Here is an 18,835-nt window from a genome sequence, read left to right on the forward strand (position 1 = left end):
TGACAGTGCACAGTCAAAAGGCGTGTTTAATCAAAGAAATTTTATTTTTGTAATTTTTTTGGGGTGGGTTGCATACCAATAGACAACACCACGGTTGAAAACCGTGTGTCTACTCGTCGAACCACTCAGAAAGGTAGTGTGGTGAGTAGAAGTAACAAACAAGCTGATTCGCTTTTTTTAACATTTCTTCATCTCGTGTTTTTTGACATTACAAACTGGCGTGTGCTAGTTTGCATCCCGCAAAGTTCATAATTTTTATATCACAGCTTTTTTTGTGATGACAAGCCATTTTTTTAAAACTTGATTGGAAATTAATCATGAACCTTGTGTCTTTTGTAAAAAATTTCACCCTCGCGTTTTCGTTTTTTTATAGCCTAACATCCTCTGCGCAAACACTTTATTTAGCGGGCGGCGCACTTAAAACGTGTTCGAGTTTAGCGCCAAAAAACTGCATTGAAAAAACTTCATTTTCATCACATGCAAAAACCCATTCACTCTATTTAGTTAACGAAACAGCCATCACTGCGATTAACTCAAATTGGCCAAATAACAACACACAACATAAAATTGCCACGCGTAAATTGCTCAACAAAATAAAAAGCAAAAACGCCATTTCAAAAGCAGAGCTTATTGATAATTTTAAAGCGGAAAATGCCGCTTTATATCGCGCTTTAAGCAATCAAGAATATTACTTTGTATTTGATATGCTTGAACTGCCACTTATTGTGAATAATAAACGCATTAGCGAGCAAGTACTCACAAACAAAAACAAGATTAAAGGCACAACTGAGATTTTAAACGCCATTAGTTTAGATATTAAAAACGCGCCAAATAAAACCCTGTATTTAGTCACAGCGTCTTCTCGCGATCCATATGAATCCGCAGATTTTTATAACGGCTTATTTAGCCAGTACAACATAAATGCAAAGTGGTTAGCGCTGACCCCAGCGCTTGCTAAAGCCATTTCAAAACAAGATTGCGAAAACCTTGATAACTACCGTAACAAAATTAATTTAGCCTATAACCGAGACACGGTTTACCCCGATTTAACAACGCAAGAAAAAGCCTTGTGTGATGCTGGCATCGACAATTTAATCACTACCCTTAAAAACTCCGATGGCCTGTTTTTTAATGGCGGGGATCAATCGCTTACTAAGCAGGTGTTTATTAATGCTGAGACAAAAGAACCTTACCCTTGGTTTAAGGTTATTCAAAGCCGAGGAATTTTAGTAGGCACAAGTGCTGGCACGGCCATGCAATCAGGCGGCCAAAATAATTATGGCAATGTACCTATGATCACTAACGGCAGTAGCTTAAATGCTCTTAAAAATGGCGCGTTTGATGCGCCGCCTCCAGCTGAAAACTGTCAAAACCAAGGCGGCTGCCAGCACCTTGAGTTTGATGCGCTAACTTTTGATAAACACGGTGGCTTAGGTAGTTTTGATTTCGGTATTTTGGATACCCATTTTAGCGAGCGCGGCCGTACCCCTCGCTTAGCCGTTTTGATGCAAGCAACTAAGCAACAATTTGGCTTTGGTGTAGATGAAACTACTGCGCTTAAAGTGGAAAAAAGCACAGGGAAGATGTCGGTCATCGGTAAAGAAGGTGTTGTAATATTAGAGCATACGGCAAAGAACACCTTTCGTTATCACTTTATGCCTAATGGTGAAGAATTTACGCTCTCAAGGCTAAAACAAGAAAAAAGTGATGATGTAAAAGCAATATCAGGTGAAGAAAACGTTTTTAAAAATGCCATTTCAAATGGGCAAATTCGTCGCACATTGCAAGACTTTTGCAACAGCGAAAAGCAGGCAATTAGACTCGTTGAAACCGCGCAAAAAGACACACCAGTGACATTTAAAAAAGATGCAAACACGACTTGTGTAAAAACGCATACAGGTGCTTACCGCATTGAAAATATGCTAATGCGACTATAAGAAGTGATTTATCGCTGTCAGAATTTTTTGCCTTTCTACTGACAGCGATAAATTTAAAGGGTTACCAACGGGCGTTAAAACCACGGTTATCAATATGCACAAAACCGCCATGACGCGCATTTGGATAATACTTGCCAACACCGCCTTGGCGGTTGTCATGGTCTAAAAATGCGACAAAAAGGGTGTATAGATAGTCCACATCTTTTTTGTTTTGCACACCATCCCCATTTAAATCGTCCATTCGCTGATCGCCATTTTCATCAATGTATAAATCAAATGCATCACCGTATTGGTGCCTGCTGTGCTTGCCATTGCCAATCATGCGATTGTAATACGGCGTACGATAGCCACTAATGAAAGAAAAACGTTTAAATTTTATACCTTTAGAAATTAAAAAATCCTTCAAACGATTAAGCATTTTAAGCCCTTCGGTGGTGGCTAAAAAGTACTTGGGAAAGTCGGATTTTTGTTTGCTCAGCATGTTTTTAACTTGCACAAGGTCTGAAAGATAAATATTCTCATCACCTTTTTTCACCTCAATTAATCCTTTGGGCTGTGCGTACTGAGCGAGCGATTTATATGCTTGAGGATAGGTATTAAAACGATACCCTTTTAGTGCACTTATTTTTGCCGTATCGACGGGAGTTTTAACTACAAGTTGCAGCAAGGTTTTGCGGTTTGCACGATCACCGAGCGCCACGTGATAAAAGCCAGGTTCAGATGGCGCAGTTGCCAAATACACATGCTGCGATTTTTGGCTAAGCCACGGCACTGTGTTTGAAAGCGCAAACTCATCTGATAACACAATATGCAGGCGCTCATTAGGCATCAACACCACGCTATTAATGCCAGATTCAACAACAAACTCGGGCAGTGAACTTGCCTTAACTTTGCCCATTAGCATCACACAAACCACTAATCCAAATAAAAAATAACGAGCCATATTTTGCCTTACAGCGGTTGATTAAGCTTTGCTAATAGCTTTTTATCACGCTGATATATATCAGGATAAAAATGCAGGCCATCAAAGTTATGCGACACCGTCCAATACATTAAGAATACATCGAGTGGTTTGTTTAAATTAATGCGCGTTGTTTCACGGGTCTCTAAAGTATTTTGCAGTGCCTGTGCTGACCATTTTTCATCATCAGCTAAAATTGCTTCCGCTAATTTAAAGGGCTCTTTTACCCTAACGCAGCCATGGCTAAATGCACGTTGCTCTTGACCGAACAAGCTTTTAGCAGGCGTGTCGTGCAAGTAAATTGAATACTTATTTGGCAACATAAACTTAATTAAGCCCAAGGAGTTTTTCTCCGATGGACGCTGTACAAACCAATAAGGGAATGAGCGCGAAGTGATGTTTTCCCAATCAATCTCATTGGCATCTACAGGGTTGCGTCTACTGTCGACCACCATAAAATCTTTTTTATCTAAATAACCAATATCTTCTTTTACTTTTGGAATAATGCCGCGTGCAATACTGCGCGGTACAGTCCATGTTGGATTAACCACTAAATAACGCATTTGGCCTTTAAATACGGGTGTTCGCGTATAATTTCGTCCTACTACTACATTGGTTTTCCAGCTCAATTTACCTTGCTGATATAAATACAATTCATAGCCTGCAATGTTCACAATCAAAAACTCATCATCAATGCTATTTTCGACCCAACGAATGCGCTCTAAATTGGCATTAATGGTTTCTATGCGCTGTTGTTTTGAGATATTTAAAATTGCGAGTGTGTCTTTACCAATAATGCCATCTGCGGCAAGTTGGTTGAGCGATTGCAGTTTTTTAACGCCCATCACAAGATCTTCTGAATAAAGCGTGCTATCAACGCCTTGTACTTGCGTCACTAGTTGAAGGTCGTGCAATTTTTGGCGAATAAGAGGCACCGCGTCATCACGTTTTTGCGGTTTTAACACACGTCCACTAAGCGCTATTTCAGCACGTTCGGGTAAGTTATGATAAAAAATAAGCGCATCTTTTAACAACGCATATTGCGGTAATTTAGGTTTTAGTTTTGCCAATCCTTGTGGAATTGAATTGCGTGAAACATGGTAAAGCAATTGTTCGGATGCTTTTTTCGGAGATATTTCATATTGCTGATAATTCCAGGTATTTGAAATAGCCTCAGGGTTGACTTTACCTCTAATTAAATGAGTTGCGTAGGTCATTACGGCATCAGTCAGCAGTAAATCAAACGTGAGCGTGTGCTGTTTTTTACTGTGCAAGGTATGAAGTGAGTTAAGGTGATAATCTTGTGGCTTTAAACCTTCTTGCCATGCATTTTCAAGAGCCGTTATTAGCTGAGACACTGCGACATCATTTTGCCAAATCAACTCGTAGTTATTGGTTTGGTAGGCGTAGTTAACCAGCTCTTTGCTATGAAGTTTTTGCCCTTCGATTACTGGCGTTGGCGACATTAAAATCAGTTCTAATTGATCAAGATAAGATGCCTTGCTTGAAAAAGATGCCAGCAAAGCCAACATTAAAGCCATTAATGCACGCATAAAAGTCCCTTTTTTGTATGTAACTTAGTTGCTTCTGTACCAAGTTGATTAGTTTTATACCTTAAATAAACTGCCCTTTTCTTAGCGCGTAAAATGCAAAACGCGCTAACCTTCAAGGCCTAAATATGAAAATGCACAATTAAGTGCATTTAGTCTTTTTTCGCCTCAGGTTTAAAACCTAATACTGTCACTTTCGCTTTTTTGCTGATCAGTATATTGCCCATCGAATCGTAGCTTAATAGCACTTTCTTCAGTTTAATTTTTTCGCCTTTTGGTAAGGTAAGTACACGTGTTTCCATGCCTTTATTGAGCACGCCTAAAACATCGTACTCTTTTTCTTGGCCATCACTCATTACAACTTTGATATTTTTAATATGCACCGTGCCCTGATCTACATGTAATTTAATTTTAGTAACATAGCTTTCAGAATAACTCGGTTTCACTTCATCCGTTTCAGCTTTGAAAGAAACTAATTTATGGGCAACCTCAATCCATTCACCCTCCGTTTTAGCGATTGCTGAGTAGCTAAAAAATAAAGCCAAAATTATTATTAAACGTTTTATCATCATGATCCCTTTTGATATCTAGCAACATTAAGTACTTAGTTTAATTCAAAAATATATCTATTAGGTTGATTAACATCAACTAAAACAGGTACAAAAGATACAGTACATAAAATCAGCGATATATAAAAGAGCTTATGCATTTTATAAATGAAAGCACAAACTTTGCTTTTAAATTAAACGAATAAAAAAGTATACTGACCCCAAATTAAATACACTGATATTGCAATGGTTGCTCACGGTAAAATTAAATGCACTTGGCAAGATAATTTACTTCGCTTGGATGTTTTTGGTCCTTTTAATGTGATTGGCGTAAATAAAGCATTCGACGAATTAAGGCATATTGCACAGCAAGCAAAATATGAAACTTGGTTTCGCATTGATATTATCGATGAGGAAACGCTTGGCTGCCCGCAAGTAATGAAAACCATTGGCCAATCTTATATGTGGAGTTTAAATAATCACTGCCAAATGATTGCTATTGTGTGTGCTAATCGCGTACAGCTGAGCTTGCTAAATTCATTTATTGAAACATCAGGGTTAAATGTAAAAGCATTTACAGATACTGACGAAGCGCTCGCAGCCATAGCAAAATTGAACCCTGATAATACTGCACACACTCAAGAACAGCGTGAAGTTAGTTAACACTTTCACTTTAATTTGCACTTAACGTTTGTGCTGGTTCTGATTTTAATTTGCAACAAGGAAGTCGCTGTTGTCATCTATTCAAATTGCCCGCTTTATTGTGAGTTTTAGCTGGCTTTACCATGGCATTGCACCAAAACTAATACAGATTGCCCCACTAGAAAAACTCATGACTGCAAGCTTAGGTTTTAGCGAAGACATGTCTTATTACATCACAAAAAGTGCAGGGGTTGGTGAGCTGCTTTTTGGATTGCTGTTGTTTTTCTTTTACCGTTCTAAACCATTGCTTATATTAAATATTTTGGCACTTATTGGGTTACTACTATTTGTTGCAGTTTTACAGCCACAATTACTTTTTGAAGCCTTTAACCCTGTTACCACTAACCTTGGCATTATTGGTTTAAGTATGGTGCTATTGAATGACTTAAAAAATGACGCTGCAAAAACGAACTTAAAAGGTCAACAGACCCAATAACAAACAAGAATAAAAAATCAGCTTACAGTTTAAGGCTGTAAGCTGATTTTATCATTTCAAAGAGGCATCACATCAAAGTGGTGCCTTTTTTAAATAACTATTAGTTATTCGCCGCATCTTTTAACTTTTGCAGTTTATCTTTGGTGTCTTGCGATAAGTTTTTATCTAGTTCGTTAGTAATAGCTTTTTTAGCCTCTTCTTGCGCCTTTTTCTTAAGCGCATCGGTTGCTGCTTTTTCTACCGAACGCACGAGACGTTTTACCACTTCGCTGCTCAATTGCTCTGGTGTAAGGCCATTATCAGCAGAGCCTAAATTATTCATTACGATATTTGGTACAGATAGCACCTGTGGCGCCCATTTTTCGGTATGTAATTCAGCCTTATTATTAATAAAGCTAAATTTGGTAATTGCTAAACGTACTGGCTTTGCATTTGGATCGGCAGGCTTTTCTTCTGCTGGCGCGCTCTCTGATTGCGAGCCTGAGCCATTTTGTTCAAGTTGCTTAAGTAATACTTGTAAGTTTGTTTGCTGCCCTTTTTGTTCGGCGATGATATCTGCGCCATCAATTAACACCTCGTCAATCACAATAACATCACCAAACAAGCTGTTTGGTTTAATATCAAGTGCCACTTGGTTTAAATGAAATAAGTGCTTGCTGTCGAAACCTGTTGGATTTGCTAAATTTAAACCGCTTATTTCACCGCGCCCTTCTTTTAGTGAAATACTCACAGAATCAACGGCAACTTGTGAGCCTGTAACATTAGTACCAACCTGCACAATGACATGCTTCACAATGGCATCCAGATTTTTCAGACCGTAATAGGCGATAGCCAATATCATCACTAATGCAGCGGCAAATATAAAACCAATGACTTTTTTCATAAAATATCCTTATTAAATTTCAATAGCTAAATTACCCAAATAAGCTACAAGGTAAATAGCCTATTGTAAAGATGCTAACTCATTAACAAATAAAAATTTATTTTGTATAACCTAGTTTCATCAACCTTGCGTAGAGCCAACCAATTAACAGCCCCCAAACTATCGAATTAACTCCTAAAAAGCTTACGCCAGATAAAGTGATTAAAAAAGTTAACAGCGCAGGTTCACGGTAATCGTCTTCTAAAAATGCTTTTTGTAAGCACATTAATAACGTGCCAAGTAAGGCAAAACCAGCCAACATATTGGTAACGTGTATTGGAAATGCCAAAAACATCGCAACTAAACTCGAAGCTAAAATGCCAGCCAAGAGATAAAATACCCCCGCCCACATCGCCGCTTTAAAACGCTGGTTTTTATCTTCGTCTACATCATCATTCATACAAATAGCCGCTGAAATCGCCGCAAGATTCACACTAAAACACCCAAAAGGAGCAAGCACCATATTACTTAAGCCGGTGCCGATTAAAATTGGTTTTACAGGTGCGTTGTATTGATAGCTATTCATCATGGCAATTCCTGCCAAGTTTTGCGACAGCATAGTGACAATATAAAGGGGAATTGCAATGTTAATAATTGCAGCAATTTCAAAATGTGGCGTCAGCCAAATCGGTGAAGCAATTGATAGTACTGTTTTTGTAAACATAGTTTGGTTTAAGTAAAACGATGCCCCTAGCCCCATCAAAAGTAGGCACAGCATGGCGTACTTTGGCATAAATCGTTTACTCACCATAAAAGTTAAAAACATCGAAATAAATAACCAAGGCGCGTCCATTAAAGGGGTAAATGCCTTAACACAAAATGGCAATAAGATAGCCCCGAGCATGGCTGTTGCCAAAGGTGAAGGTATTCGCTTAAGCGCTTTTGCAAGTGGTGAAATAAGCCCTGTTATAAAAATTAAACAGCCTGAAACGACAAATGCGCCAAGTAATGTTGCCAAATCATAACCTGCGGCAATGCCAACCAACATTGCAGCACCAGGGGTAGACCATGCCGTTAAAATGGGGGTTTTAAAATACCAAGAATAGCCAATTGAAGTTACCCCCATTGCAATACCCAATGCCAGTAGCCAACTTTCAATTTGTAAAGGTGTAGCGCCTGCTGCGCTTGCAGCCTGCATTATAATTACAATTGAGCTAGTGTACCCAATTAGCACGGCGGTAAACCCTGCTGTGATATGACTAAGTACCAATGATTTTGGCTTCATCGTTAGGTGTTCCTTATGGTAGACTTTTGTGCGTAATAACGCACAACCAAACCATACCACTGTGCGCTATAACGCACAACAAGGTGTAACATATGAAAGATGCTATTTTTCGAGCTGAAATCGCGCAACATTTAAAGAGTGAACGCCAAAAGAAAGGGTTAAGCTTAGACAAGGCCGCAAAATTAACCGGTGTATCAAAAGCTATGCTTGGTCAAATTGAGCGGGAAGAATCTAGCCCCACGATTGCTACTTTGTGGAAAATCGCCAGCGGACTTGAAACCTCATTTTCAGCATTTTTTGCCAATAAGCCAGATTTACGTGCCAGCGAAAGGGTATTCCCCGATGACCCGCGCATGAAAATTAAAACGTTATTTCCATTTCAGGCTGATACTGGCCTTGAAGTATTTGAGATCATCTTAACGGAGCGCCACCAGCAATTATCAAGTGCGCATAGTATGGGTGTTATTGAACATATTCATGTTATTGAAGGAGAAATGGCGGTGTTTTTTGACCAGCAATGGCACCGCTTAAAACAAGGGGAAAGTATACGCTTTTTTAGCGATCAACCTCACGGTTATCATGCGGTCTCTGAAACAGCTGTTTTTCATAATATTATTAGTTATCCAAGATAAGGTTTTAGCTAGCATGTTACGAAAATTGCGTTTTTGGTTTTTTTTTGCGTTTGCCAAAATTTCCTTTGACTAGCATAAACAGTGCTTTTTCACATCACAGAAATATATTGAAACATATTAAAAATCATGTGGTTGTAGTTTTTGAGAAACTTTGAAACTTATAATGCATTCTCAACTTTGTGAGTTTTACATATGAAAAAAATAATAATCTGCTTATCTCTTATGCTACCAAATATAGCTGTTTCTTGCCCAACTTTAGAGGGAACTTGGACATCTTCTATCGAAAAATTTAAGTCATTTAATAAAAAGTGGGCAAATTTGGATGCTCGCGCTTGGGCATTTATGTCTCAAACTCAAGGGCACGAGCTAATTGAATTTAACAGCAAAAAAGAAATGCGCATTTCTACCCCAGAAATCCAAGTAAAAATGGGCGAAAAAGCCATCACCATGCCAGCGAAAGAAGAACTGATTAACTACTCAGTGTTAGGATGTAATGATACCAGTATCGTTTTACAGTTTGACCGATACGGTAAAACACAGATATCGCAGTTCCATTTTGAAAACGAAACCACCTTTTGGGAATATATGGGAAGCGCAAAGAGTGATGGCAATAGCCACATTCGCGAGTATTACATAAAAAAATAACAGATACCGGACGCTTTAAAAAGCCACTGAACACGCAAGAACATTTTGTGGGTTATTAACGGCTTGATAAATCAATTAAAGGGTCTTGCTGCCGATGATAATGGTAGCCGTTAATAAATGCCCTTCAAATAAGCCTAAAGTAACAACTAGATAGCCTTGTATGGCTTTATGTAATACAACAATTTTGTATAAACATCTTTTAAATTGATATTTAGCCGCACTCGTAAATTTGCTTTAGACAAATAAAAAGCGCTGAAACCTCAGCGCTTTAATAACTTAGCTTGCCAATTATCCACTTTTAAAAGTCGATAAAGGTACAATTTAATCTCTAGTTAGAATACGTACCTTACAGGCCTAAGGATTAGTTTTATGCTTTACAAATTAGCTTTTCTGCTTGTTTGGAATCAATTTTATTAAACAATAAATCCATTGATAGCGAAATACGCTCAGCAGCATTACCAAACTTACCAAAACCGCCACATCCAACAGTGTCTACTCTCACGTTACCGATACGATTATTTTTGTTATATAAACTAATATCTGCATAACGCATGTAAGTTGTGATATCCCACGCCCAATTTGCTTGATAAACAATCGCTTGATCATACTCAAGTACATAGTTTGGCGTTTCTACCACTTCAAACTGATAACCCTGTTTTGTTAACCAACCTGTGATTGAGTCGCGCACACCATCACGTGTACGTGTGTCGTCAATTACGGTTACTGTTTTATTGGTTTCAAGTGAAGCAGGCTGTGAGTTTTGCACTACGGTCATACAACCTGAAAGTAGTAAAGTAGAAGTAATAGCTAGTGCAGATGCTAACTTTTTCATAAATTCAAAATCCTTTGAAATATTGAGGGTCTTTTAGTCGCTTTTGCATTTTTGTTGATTATTGTAAGCGTTAAATGAACAGCCAATTATGCTGCGCAAACAAAGTTTTATTAAAAACAGTTTAACCACTACAAAACTGCTAAGAAAACCTTTTCGACCTTATGATTATTATAAAAGTTGCTTTACCAAAATAAAGCAACCACATGATTTATATCACATTTAAAGTTTGAATTCACAACTTATTATTAGCTTTATATCAACAACGGGGGTATTTTTAGCCGTTTGGTTGAAATGGTAAAATATGAAAGGTAAACGGATTACTTGAAGTAATTTTGCGTTTTGCAAACAAGGTTATTTGTAGATACGTAAAGCTTAGTGGTTAGCAGCTTTGAACTTGATTTCGACCAGATTCTTTGGCGATATATAGTGCTTTATCTGCGCGTTTTAGCAGTACTTCGAAATGTTGATCTTCTTTTTGGAGTGCGCTCACACCAATACTCACAGTAAATTCAACCGTATGCTCATCACAACTGAGAATTTGCTTTTCAACACCTTGACGGATCCTTTGGGCTAACGCTACTGCACTTTCTAAATTCGACATAGGTAAAAACACCACAAACTCTTCACCGCCGATACGCCCAACAATATCTGAGTCACGGGTATAAAGGGTGAGTATCTTCGCCGTGGCTTTTATTACTTCATCGCCTGTGGCATGGCCGTATTTGTCGTTAACCGATTTAAATTTATCTAAATCAAGTAATAACATGGCGCAATTCCCTTGGTGCCTAAGGTATTGGCTAAACACTTTATTAGCGGTTTTAAAAAAGCCACGACGATTATAAATTTGGGTTAAAGGATCTGTAATAGCTAATTTTAACGCGTTTTCTTTTGCTCGCTCCAGTTCATGGGTGCGTTCTTCTACTTTTTGCTCTAACAATGTTGTAAGGTGCTCTTGCTCATTTTGCCGTTGGCTAAACACCGCTTGCACCAATAAAACAGCCGTAAAAATAAATAAAAAGAAAAACTGCATTGAAACTTCTGATGTTGCAGAATGATGGTAATAAAAATATCCCCACCCTTGATTGCCACCAATCCACGCTAAGAAAAATACCAACATATTCATGCAACTGGTTGTGGTTGGCGATAATCTTATGGCGCAATAAAGTAATGGAAACAGTAAAAGAGATGGTTGCAAAATCGGTAAATCAAGTTGCTTATAGCCTGGGCCAAATACTAAATAACAGGTCGCGGAAATAATTAAGCTTAAGGTAATTGATTGAGTGATGGTTTCTTGTGCCATTTTATATGGCCACCGGCGCCACAAGAAATAAAGCGCAGGGCTAATAACCATTGCTGCGAGAGCATTACTGATACTCCAATTAAGAATGCCCTTAAACAATCCATCAATCCACTGCTCGCCGATAAGAAAATAAACACCCACACCAAAAATGGCTGAAATAAGCCCAATAGCTACGCAGGCTAAAATAAAATTGCCAGCAACATTTGCAACCCGTGTAAATAAATCTTGTTTTTTCAGTTGTTTATCTATGATGATAAAGGCACAAAGTGCTGCAAGTGTATTTCCGGTTGTTGTTGCGAAATTAATTGCAATATGAGGCAGTGTAAATGGGTTTAAATCGCTTAAGTAGAAATGATAGATGACTGTAAAAAAGGTGCCAAGTGCAATACCCAGCCATGCTCCGCGACCAAAAAGTATCACTGCCGCCAATGCAACTCCTGCAGGTGGCCAAACTGACAGTGTATTTAGCACCTGCATGGTAAACACTGCAAATAGCAGGTAAACAGCACAAGTGAGCACATTATATTGCCAAGGCTTTAACTTTGAGACCATTTTATCGCTTTGTTAAACATCATTTAAAATCCCTTTTCAAACGACATTAGAGGCTATTTAATACTTTCATACTACCGTTAAAAAAAGAATACAATCAATCAAAAAAATAGCCTTTAATAAAAATAGTATTAAAACTAAATTTTTATAAAAAATAATAGAGATCAGCGCCCTGCTAATACCATTTCCTTTATTTTTGTGGCTTTTTCAAAGTGATCAAGCTGGTGGGTTTCTATCCACCACCTAGCAGCTTCCATTAAGCGTTCTGGAGCATTATTTTTATTCAGGGTCTGTTGACCTTTCAGGTTCGTTTTTGCAGCAGTTTGATTGGGTTTTATAAAAGGAAGAGGCTGCGTGGCATAGTTATTCTATGTGAGCCAGCCGATAACACAGTAGAAAATCCAATCAAGCGCTGCCGAACGGTTCTTTTGAGCGCACTTTTCTCTTTGTTACTCGATATTTACTTAGATTAAAGCCACATATCGAGCGCCGCGATAAAAGTACGCTCAAGAAGAACAAAAATAGAACCGCAAAGGGCAACAGACCCTAACAAAAACGCATAAAAAGACACGCCACATTGTCGCCTTTAGCCGCAATTTTCTTATCGCATACGGCGATTATTTTTTCTCTGAGTTCCGCTCTCATTACAACTTAATCCTACTATTTGAAGTGATATTTAATACCAATTGCATTAATTAGCTGGTCATTTATTGCGACAGAGAAATGGCTCAGAAACAAGGCTTAAAATTCGACATGTAGTTGTTCTACTTTAGAATTTTAGAACGCAGTTTATGGGCTATTTAACTCGCTAGAATGATCAAATGATTAATAAAATTGGTATAAACCCCCTTTACAGCGGTTTGCTTATTTATCTGAGCATGGGTTAATTTCAAGTTTTGGCCAACGATTTTGCCATCCTTTACCTTCAACACGGGCTAAAAACACACTTTTATCACGTTTAGGGTTATGGCTTAACTTTAAATCGAATAACGAGTCAAAACCAAATGCAGCAATAAATTCGAGCTTGCCTTTATCATTTAATTTAACCGCAACTGCGGTTTCTTTTTCTGGCCAATGCGCCATAGCATCAATCACATTGGTATATGCGGCATCATTGTTTTTAATATGCATAAGCGCTTGGTTTTTAACTTGCCAGTTTAACGTTGGCATTACTTTAGATAATTCGGCTTCAAGTTGTTTATCATGACTGTGACAGGTTTGGCTGGCATCATAGTAAATCACATCAACATCATTAAGTGGCGTGTTAATATCGCCATGCAATTTATCCCACACTAGATTTCGTAAAAATCCCGCTGCAATATAACCGCTTGGAAGATTAAGCTGCTGCAATGCTTTAAGCGCGCTCATGCGTGTGAAATCGCTTTTTAAATATTGCTGCAAGGTATGCAAGTAACGGGTATCTGTTGGCCGAGCCAATAATAACTCATTGTTATCTTCGCCAACCATCACAAACCCCAAGTTAAAATATAAAAAGCGCGCTGGATTTTGCTTGAGTACACTTAGCGCCACATTGTCTTCTTGTGTGTTAGCTGTTTCAATAATCTCGCTAATAACCTTGCTGCCAAGGCCTTTATTCTGAAAATCAGGGTGTATTTGAATTTGATAAATATACCAAGTAGCTTGATCTGCCAAATAACCATACTTCACCATGCCGGCAACCTGATTATTCAAAATAATTAAATGTGTGAGTGCAAATTGGTAGTTTATGCGCGCAAGGTGCGCTTCATCTGTACAAGGTAACCCAGCTTGTTCAAGGTACTGATGCATAGTTAGTTTGCGAAGTGTTAATAAATAGCCAACATCTTCAAAAGTTGCTTTTTGCAGTTTAATCACGCGTGGTTCCTGTACCAAACGCTTCTGGATGTAACATGCCATTGTCGCCAATTTCATCCCAATGAGCTTTTGAATCTACCCAAATATGATGCGTCACCGAAAGTGCCTTATCTTCACTAATTAAACCCACCGGAATAAATTTTCGTTCACTATCGTTGTCGCCAGGCACTTTAGATCCACAAATTTTACAAAACCATGTTTGCCAATCGCTATTGGGCTTTTTCCAAGTGGCAACTGCGTCTTGTCCTTTTTGCCATTGAAAATCGCTATTGTTAACAACCAACACACCAATACCGTTAGTACCCGAAGCTTTTCGACAAATTGAGCAATGACACATATAAATATCTTTTGGCTCACTTAAAATCGTAAATTGAACCGCTTCACAATTACATTTTCCGGTGATCATATCTGTGCCTCAGTCATTAAACTTAATTATTTCCACTTTAAATCAATTTATTAGATGATGACAGCCAACTAAGGATAAAACAGCAAATATCAACAGGAACCACCATGAAACAATTAATGATTGTTTTAGCATCGCTCTTTTTACTGCTAAACACTGTGTTTACCAATGCACTAGCGTCTACTCACCAACGTATTTCTCAGACATCCAGTATTCTTGGTGAAGAACGCACCATTCAAATTGCATTGCCTGAAAATTATCTAGCAAACCCAACTGCGACCTACCCTGTAATTTATATACTTGATGGTGATTACAATTTTAAAGCAGTTACAGGCATGCTCGATATGCTGGCTAATAAAGGGCAGCTGATCCCTGATGTGATTGTGGTTGCAATTTCGGATAATGGCACATCGTCATATCGAAATTACATGACACCAAGTTTTAGTGATAAACAGCCTGACAGTGCTAGCAAATTTGCTGATTACCTTGAAAATGAGGTTAAACCCTATATTCAAAGCCATTATCGCACCGCAAATAATCATATTTTAGTGGGCCAATCGATTGGCGGATTATTTGTACTCAATACGCTTATTGAAAATCCCGCTCGCTTTAATCATTACATTGCCATTAGCCCATCGGTATGGGTAGGTGATAACGCGATTGTAAAGAAAGCTAAAAACACCTTACATACAAAAACATTTTCAGCTGTGTCACTGCATTTATCGTTAGCTGATGAAACCCAAATGGGCCAATATGATTTGATTAACTATTTAGATTTAAACCCACAAGCATCACTCACCTGGCAATTTACCCACTATCCCGATGAAAACCACAACTCTGTTGGACTTATCGCATTGAGAAACAGCTTAAAACAGATTTTTAATGGTTGGCATATAAACGAGCGAGCACTGGCAACTAAATCACCACAAAGCGTATTGACGCATTACGCTAATTTGCAAACGCAGTGGCAATTAAAACAGGCCATCCCAACGAACGTGGCGCACAGCTTAATGCGCTATCACTACCGTAATAATTTGGTCGAAAAAGTGCCTGAATTTATTAAAAATGCGAAGCAAACATTACCGCAATCAAGCCAAGTATTAACTGCCAAACAAGCCAGTTATGTTGGTCATTTCGACTCGCCCAAAAATGCATTAGCACTGCTAAAGGGTGCTGAAAAAGAGCATGAATATTCCATTGAACACTTAAAAGCCATTGCAGGTGTTTATGAACAGTTAGGTGAACAACAAAACGCGCAAACATATTATAAAAAAGCGCTTGCCCTTGGTGAAAAACAGCAAGTGGCACAATGGCAGTTGAATATATTAGCGGCAAAAGTGAAGTAAATTAAACCCTCTTAGAAACACAAAAAGCGCCAACATGGGCGCTTTTTGTGTTTATTAAGGTATTTTGTTGCAACTGGATTTAGTGTCGATTTGAATTAAACTCAAAAGATAAGCTCAATTTAATACGTAATTTTATGGCAATTGAACACGGAACTTTCACGCTGACATTACTGCCCAACAACATTATATTAGCTGATGCTAAAGGTCCCTGGAACATCGAAGCGGTTGAGCACTACCACCATGATATTTCTGAAATAGTCGCAAGCTTTAATGGTGCGCCATGGCGACATATTGCGATTTTACGAAGCGAAACCTTGTTTATGCCAGATGTAGTTGCACGCCTTGAACAACACTTTTTATGGCGCAAAAAACACAATGTGCTTTCAGACACCACCATTCTTAGCGACAGCTTCAGTGAAAACATTTCTAAACAGCAAATTCATCGCATGTTTGAAAAACTCGATATGCCCCACTTTTTTGCAAATGACTTAGATGCTGCTTTAAAGCAGATCAATGAGTTAAACGCGCTTTAATAAATTTACATAAACTGATGTTCAGTTATGTATAGAAAAAACGCTTGCAATATCTACATATGTAGAGATAACCTATATCTACACATGTAGATATATAATTAACATATGGCCCTTTCAAATTTTGAACTAGAAGTGATGCAGCTGTTTTGGCTACACAAAGAAGCCAGCGCACCTCAAATACATAAATTGGTTGCCCAAACGCGAGATGTAAAATACAGCACCGTTAAGACCATTATCGATAGGCTTGAGAAAAAAGGCAGCTTAAAACGCAGCAAGACCCATGGTCGTACAATTTTTTATGCACCAACCACCGAAAAGCAGTCAGTCAGCGTGCCATTAATTAAAGATTTTATAAATAAAGTGTTTCTTGGAAAAAGCCGCCCACTCGCGGCACACATTTTAGAACAAGAAGAGCTCTCCATGGATGATATTGAGTATTTAGAGTCCATCTTAAAAGAGCGTAAAAAGGACTTGGAGCAATGATTTTTTATTTGATGATAAATACCTGTATTACTTTGCTTGCAATGGCTTTATTAAAGTTTACGCATGGATCAAATAACGTTAATTACTCACTAACAGTATTTGCACTATCTGTTTGGCTTTTACCATACCCAGTATTAGCTGAAATACTGTCTTCAAATAACTTGGTGAGTCCTGTAATTTTGTCACAAACATTTACGACGATTAGCCAACAACAAGATAATTTAAACCGCTATTTAATCGATTATCAGCAGTTGAGTTCAATTGCGCTATTTGCCTGTTTTTTATTAGGATTATGTATATTCGCAATGCGCTTAAAAAATCAATTAAGTAGACAAGCAATTATCAAAAGTAGTAAATCATTCCGCTATTGTAGAGCGCTCTCCGAGCAATATAAGACTTCGGTATATCGTGCAGATAATGTACCAAGCGGCATGCTAATGGGCATTTTTACCAGCAAGATTGTAGTCGCGAATGCAATATCCCAACCTAATCAGCTAGCACTGATTATTAATCACGAAAAAACCCATCAAACAAGAAAAGATAACTTACGCCTAATACTATTAACCCTAATGGAAAGCCTTTTTTGGTGGAATCCACTGGTTAAAAAACTAAGCGCACATACTCGGTTTTTTATCGAAGCTCTGTGTGATGAACAATGTGCCAAGCACTACGGCCAAGCCAAATACCAACATGATTTTGCAGAGTTAATTTTACGCAACCATCAAAGCCAAAATTTAGCATTCAATTGCACTGCAACCTCAAACAAAAATAACAATATTCAACGACTAAAACGTCTCAAGGAGCAAAGAGAAATGACAATAAAAAGCAAACTAGCTTATACACTTACAATTACAACTGCTTTATTGCTAATGGCTTGGCACACAGTTGCCCTAGCAACACCAAATAAAGAGCATCAATCTAATGACTTAGGTGCGCTTGTTAACTTTGAGCTGAATGTGACAGATCGCACTGATACCAATCAACCAAGCATTCATTCCTCAAAAATGGCCATGTGGGTCAATTTTGACGAAAAAGCAGCATTTAAAATTAGTGATAAATTTCATTTCAACTTTAAAGTTTCTGAGCGAAGCGATGTTGCTGACGTTGAAATCGAAATACTTGAAATGACAGCTTCCGGCAGAAAAATTGTCTCAAAACCAAAATTATCCGTTGCCTTTAACCAACAAGCAAAAATTGAAATTGATAACTATCAGTTAAGCGAAAACGCCTATTCAATTTCTTTTGTACCGAGCAAAGCAAAAAAACCGGAATAAATAGCTATACCTTCATAAATAAGCACAAATCGCAGCTTCAAGATTTTTAATTTACTAGGCCGTTAAAACGGCCTTTAACTTTTAATTAAAACCTTCCATCATCACCACAACAATAATCCAACAGGTTATTTCACTTGTTAAATAAAAGTCCATTTATAGCAATAAGTTACAATTTTTGGTAAAAATATAAATACAAAAATGATAACGTTTTGGGTAAGAAAACGACTCAATTGCTCACGATTAAATACATAGCACTCAAGGAGGAGTATTGGTTTTTGTTCAATCACGGATTCAAGGTGTAAAGTTTAGAATTTACACTTATATAATGAAATTCGGCCTTCCTTTGCTGATACCGTTTATTGTTTCTATGGTAAAAGGTGAAAAGACGTTTGCGTTGCAATATCTTTGCTTTTTGTTAATCGTCGCAGTGCTAGTTTCCGCTTGGTTAATGCTTTTTAATTCTGGTAAATCCAAAATAGTTGAATATTCGTTAGAGCTAAACAGTGATGGAATTCACCTCACCGAGTTTGGGAAAACTAAATCCGTATTATGGAATGATTATGCGGGTTACAGTGTTAGCGGATTGCCAAAAACTGTCAGTATAAAAACGCCTTTGAATGGTGAGTTAGAATTTGGCTATTTTGTATTTAGCCAAGCGCAAAGAAATAGAATATTTGAAGCTTTAAAATTTAAAGAGCCTTAA

At 37.9% G+C, this 18,835-nt stretch carries 19 protein-coding genes and 2 pseudogenes; 10 read left to right on the forward strand and 11 right to left on the reverse strand.

What is annotated here, in order from left to right; genetic code table 11:
• The first annotated feature begins 317 nt into the window (after positions 1–317).
• Positions 318–1,937, forward strand: coding sequence for a cyanophycinase (locus AAEU29_RS08515; protein WP_421972924.1), 1,620 nt, complete (start codon positions 318–320; stop codon positions 1,935–1,937).
• A gap of 61 nt (positions 1,938–1,998) precedes the next feature.
• On the opposite strand, the gene AAEU29_RS08520 is transcribed toward AAEU29_RS08515, so the two are convergent.
• The 3 genes from AAEU29_RS08520 to AAEU29_RS08530 all read right to left on the reverse strand — a co-directional run bounded on the left by AAEU29_RS08520 (position 1,999) and on the right by AAEU29_RS08530 (position 5,017).
• Entirely contained in the window at positions 1,999–2,880 is an 882-nt protein-coding gene (locus tag AAEU29_RS08520; protein ID WP_421972925.1) for a D-Ala-D-Ala carboxypeptidase family metallohydrolase, read from the reverse strand.
• 8 nt (positions 2,881–2,888) lie between these two features.
• Positions 2,889–4,451, reverse strand: a complete 1,563-nt coding sequence (locus tag AAEU29_RS08525; protein ID WP_421972926.1) for a L,D-transpeptidase family protein — start codon at positions 4,449–4,451, stop codon at positions 2,889–2,891.
• Between the two features lie 149 nt (positions 4,452–4,600).
• Positions 4,601–5,017: a DUF2541 family protein gene (locus AAEU29_RS08530; RefSeq protein WP_421972927.1), complete on the reverse strand. Its 417-nt coding sequence runs from the start codon at positions 5,015–5,017 to the stop codon at positions 4,601–4,603.
• A 225-nt stretch (positions 5,018–5,242) separates the two neighbouring features.
• Between AAEU29_RS08530 and AAEU29_RS08535 the strand changes: the two genes are divergently transcribed.
• On the forward strand, positions 5,243–5,659 hold the full coding sequence (locus AAEU29_RS08535) for a hypothetical protein (protein ID WP_421972928.1): 417 nt from the start codon (positions 5,243–5,245) through the stop codon (positions 5,657–5,659).
• A gap of 70 nt (positions 5,660–5,729) precedes the next feature.
• On the forward strand, positions 5,730–6,134 hold the full coding sequence (locus tag AAEU29_RS08540) for a DoxX-like family protein (RefSeq protein WP_421972929.1): 405 nt from the start codon (positions 5,730–5,732) through the stop codon (positions 6,132–6,134).
• A 100-nt stretch (positions 6,135–6,234) separates the two neighbouring features.
• Here the strand turns inward: AAEU29_RS08540 and AAEU29_RS08545 are convergent, their stop codons facing one another.
• Complete coding sequence (locus AAEU29_RS08545; protein WP_421972930.1) at positions 6,235–7,017, reverse strand: AsmA family protein; 783 nt, start codon at positions 7,015–7,017, stop codon at positions 6,235–6,237.
• A 97-nt stretch (positions 7,018–7,114) separates the two neighbouring features.
• Positions 7,115–8,341: a benzoate/H(+) symporter BenE family transporter gene (locus AAEU29_RS08550; protein WP_421972931.1), complete on the reverse strand. Its 1,227-nt coding sequence runs from the start codon at positions 8,339–8,341 to the stop codon at positions 7,115–7,117.
• A 32-nt stretch (positions 8,342–8,373) separates the two neighbouring features.
• Between AAEU29_RS08550 and AAEU29_RS08555 the strand changes: the two genes are divergently transcribed.
• Together AAEU29_RS08555 and AAEU29_RS08560 are read left to right on the forward strand one after the other, a co-directional pair.
• Positions 8,374–8,913: a helix-turn-helix domain-containing protein gene (locus tag AAEU29_RS08555; RefSeq protein ID WP_421972932.1), complete on the forward strand. Its 540-nt coding sequence runs from the start codon at positions 8,374–8,376 to the stop codon at positions 8,911–8,913.
• A 192-nt stretch (positions 8,914–9,105) separates the two neighbouring features.
• Positions 9,106–9,558, forward strand: coding sequence for a hypothetical protein (locus AAEU29_RS08560; RefSeq protein WP_421972933.1), 453 nt, complete (start codon positions 9,106–9,108; stop codon positions 9,556–9,558).
• Between the two features lie 367 nt (positions 9,559–9,925).
• Here the strand turns inward: AAEU29_RS08560 and AAEU29_RS08565 are convergent, their stop codons facing one another.
• From AAEU29_RS08565 to AAEU29_RS08590, 6 genes and pseudogenes are all read right to left on the reverse strand, one after another.
• Positions 9,926–10,390: an Sbal_3080 family lipoprotein gene (locus tag AAEU29_RS08565; RefSeq protein WP_421972934.1), complete on the reverse strand. Its 465-nt coding sequence runs from the start codon at positions 10,388–10,390 to the stop codon at positions 9,926–9,928.
• Positions 10,391–10,769: 379 nt separating this feature from the next.
• Complete coding sequence (locus AAEU29_RS08570) at positions 10,770–12,242, reverse strand: sensor domain-containing diguanylate cyclase (protein WP_421972935.1); 1,473 nt, start codon at positions 12,240–12,242, stop codon at positions 10,770–10,772.
• Positions 12,243–12,403: 161 nt separating this feature from the next.
• Positions 12,404–12,523, reverse strand: a pseudogene (locus tag AAEU29_RS08575) (DUF6500 family protein); the annotation flags it as partial.
• A gap of 580 nt (positions 12,524–13,103) precedes the next feature.
• Positions 13,104–13,607, reverse strand: a complete 504-nt coding sequence (locus AAEU29_RS08580) for a nucleotidyltransferase family protein (RefSeq protein ID WP_421973335.1) — start codon at positions 13,605–13,607, stop codon at positions 13,104–13,106.
• Between the two features lie 96 nt (positions 13,608–13,703).
• Positions 13,704–14,150 (reverse strand): annotated as a pseudogene (locus tag AAEU29_RS08585) (GNAT family N-acetyltransferase); the annotation flags it as partial.
• Complete coding sequence (locus tag AAEU29_RS08590) at positions 14,086–14,499, reverse strand: GFA family protein (protein ID WP_421972936.1); 414 nt, start codon at positions 14,497–14,499, stop codon at positions 14,086–14,088. The gene AAEU29_RS08590 and the pseudogene AAEU29_RS08585, both read right to left, overlap by 65 nt.
• Before the next feature lie 104 nt (positions 14,500–14,603).
• On the opposite strand from AAEU29_RS08590, the gene AAEU29_RS08595 reads away from it, so the two are divergent.
• From AAEU29_RS08595 to AAEU29_RS08615, 5 genes are all read left to right on the forward strand, one after another.
• The gene (locus tag AAEU29_RS08595; protein WP_421972937.1) at positions 14,604–15,842 is read left to right on the forward strand and encodes an alpha/beta hydrolase; all 1,239 of its coding nucleotides are present in this window, start codon (positions 14,604–14,606) and stop codon (positions 15,840–15,842) included.
• A 134-nt stretch (positions 15,843–15,976) separates the two neighbouring features.
• Positions 15,977–16,375, forward strand: a complete 399-nt coding sequence (locus tag AAEU29_RS08600) for a hypothetical protein (RefSeq protein WP_274760316.1) — start codon at positions 15,977–15,979, stop codon at positions 16,373–16,375.
• A gap of 105 nt (positions 16,376–16,480) precedes the next feature.
• Positions 16,481–16,858, forward strand: coding sequence for a BlaI/MecI/CopY family transcriptional regulator (locus AAEU29_RS08605; protein WP_421972938.1), 378 nt, complete (start codon positions 16,481–16,483; stop codon positions 16,856–16,858).
• The gene (locus AAEU29_RS08610) at positions 16,855–18,132 is read left to right on the forward strand and encodes a M56 family metallopeptidase (protein ID WP_421972939.1); all 1,278 of its coding nucleotides are present in this window, start codon (positions 16,855–16,857) and stop codon (positions 18,130–18,132) included. Before AAEU29_RS08605 ends, AAEU29_RS08610 begins: the two co-directional genes overlap by 4 nt.
• A gap of 268 nt (positions 18,133–18,400) precedes the next feature.
• Positions 18,401–18,835 carry a hypothetical protein gene (locus AAEU29_RS08615; protein WP_421972940.1) on the forward strand — a complete coding sequence of 145 codons (435 nt, stop codon included), beginning with the start codon at positions 18,401–18,403 and terminating at the stop codon, positions 18,833–18,835.

It is taken from the genome of Pseudoalteromonas aquimarina, from assembly GCF_049257255.1.
GTDB lineage: Bacteria > Pseudomonadota > Gammaproteobacteria > Enterobacterales > Alteromonadaceae > Pseudoalteromonas.

Excerpts from the sequence above, each read along its gene's own strand:
- AAEU29_RS08515 (WP_421972924.1), top strand. The coding sequence starts at position 318 with ATGAACCTTGTGTCTTTTGTAAAAAATTTCACCCTCGCGTTTTCGTTT.
- AAEU29_RS08520 (WP_421972925.1), bottom strand. The coding sequence starts at position 2,880 with ATGGCTCGTTATTTTTTATTTGGATTAGTGGTTTGTGTGATGCTAATG.
- AAEU29_RS08525 (WP_421972926.1), bottom strand. The coding sequence starts at position 4,451 with ATGCGTGCATTAATGGCTTTAATGTTGGCTTTGCTGGCATCTTTTTCA.
- AAEU29_RS08530 (WP_421972927.1), bottom strand. The coding sequence starts at position 5,017 with ATGATAAAACGTTTAATAATAATTTTGGCTTTATTTTTTAGCTACTCA.
- AAEU29_RS08535 (WP_421972928.1), top strand. The coding sequence starts at position 5,243 with ATGGTTGCTCACGGTAAAATTAAATGCACTTGGCAAGATAATTTACTT.
- AAEU29_RS08545 (WP_421972930.1), bottom strand. The coding sequence starts at position 7,017 with ATGAAAAAAGTCATTGGTTTTATATTTGCCGCTGCATTAGTGATGATA.
- AAEU29_RS08555 (WP_421972932.1), top strand. The coding sequence starts at position 8,374 with ATGAAAGATGCTATTTTTCGAGCTGAAATCGCGCAACATTTAAAGAGT.
- AAEU29_RS08560 (WP_421972933.1), top strand. The coding sequence starts at position 9,106 with ATGAAAAAAATAATAATCTGCTTATCTCTTATGCTACCAAATATAGCT.
- AAEU29_RS08565 (WP_421972934.1), bottom strand. The coding sequence starts at position 10,390 with ATGAAAAAGTTAGCATCTGCACTAGCTATTACTTCTACTTTACTACTT.
- AAEU29_RS08570 (WP_421972935.1), bottom strand. The coding sequence starts at position 12,242 with ATGGTCTCAAAGTTAAAGCCTTGGCAATATAATGTGCTCACTTGTGCT.
- AAEU29_RS08580 (WP_421973335.1), bottom strand. The coding sequence starts at position 13,607 with ATGAGCGCGCTTAAAGCATTGCAGCAGCTTAATCTTCCAAGCGGTTAT.
- AAEU29_RS08590 (WP_421972936.1), bottom strand. The coding sequence starts at position 14,499 with ATGATCACCGGAAAATGTAATTGTGAAGCGGTTCAATTTACGATTTTA.
- AAEU29_RS08595 (WP_421972937.1), top strand. The coding sequence starts at position 14,604 with ATGAAACAATTAATGATTGTTTTAGCATCGCTCTTTTTACTGCTAAAC.
- AAEU29_RS08600 (WP_274760316.1), top strand. The coding sequence starts at position 15,977 with ATGGCAATTGAACACGGAACTTTCACGCTGACATTACTGCCCAACAAC.
- AAEU29_RS08605 (WP_421972938.1), top strand. The coding sequence starts at position 16,481 with ATGGCCCTTTCAAATTTTGAACTAGAAGTGATGCAGCTGTTTTGGCTA.
- AAEU29_RS08610 (WP_421972939.1), top strand. The coding sequence starts at position 16,855 with ATGATTTTTTATTTGATGATAAATACCTGTATTACTTTGCTTGCAATG.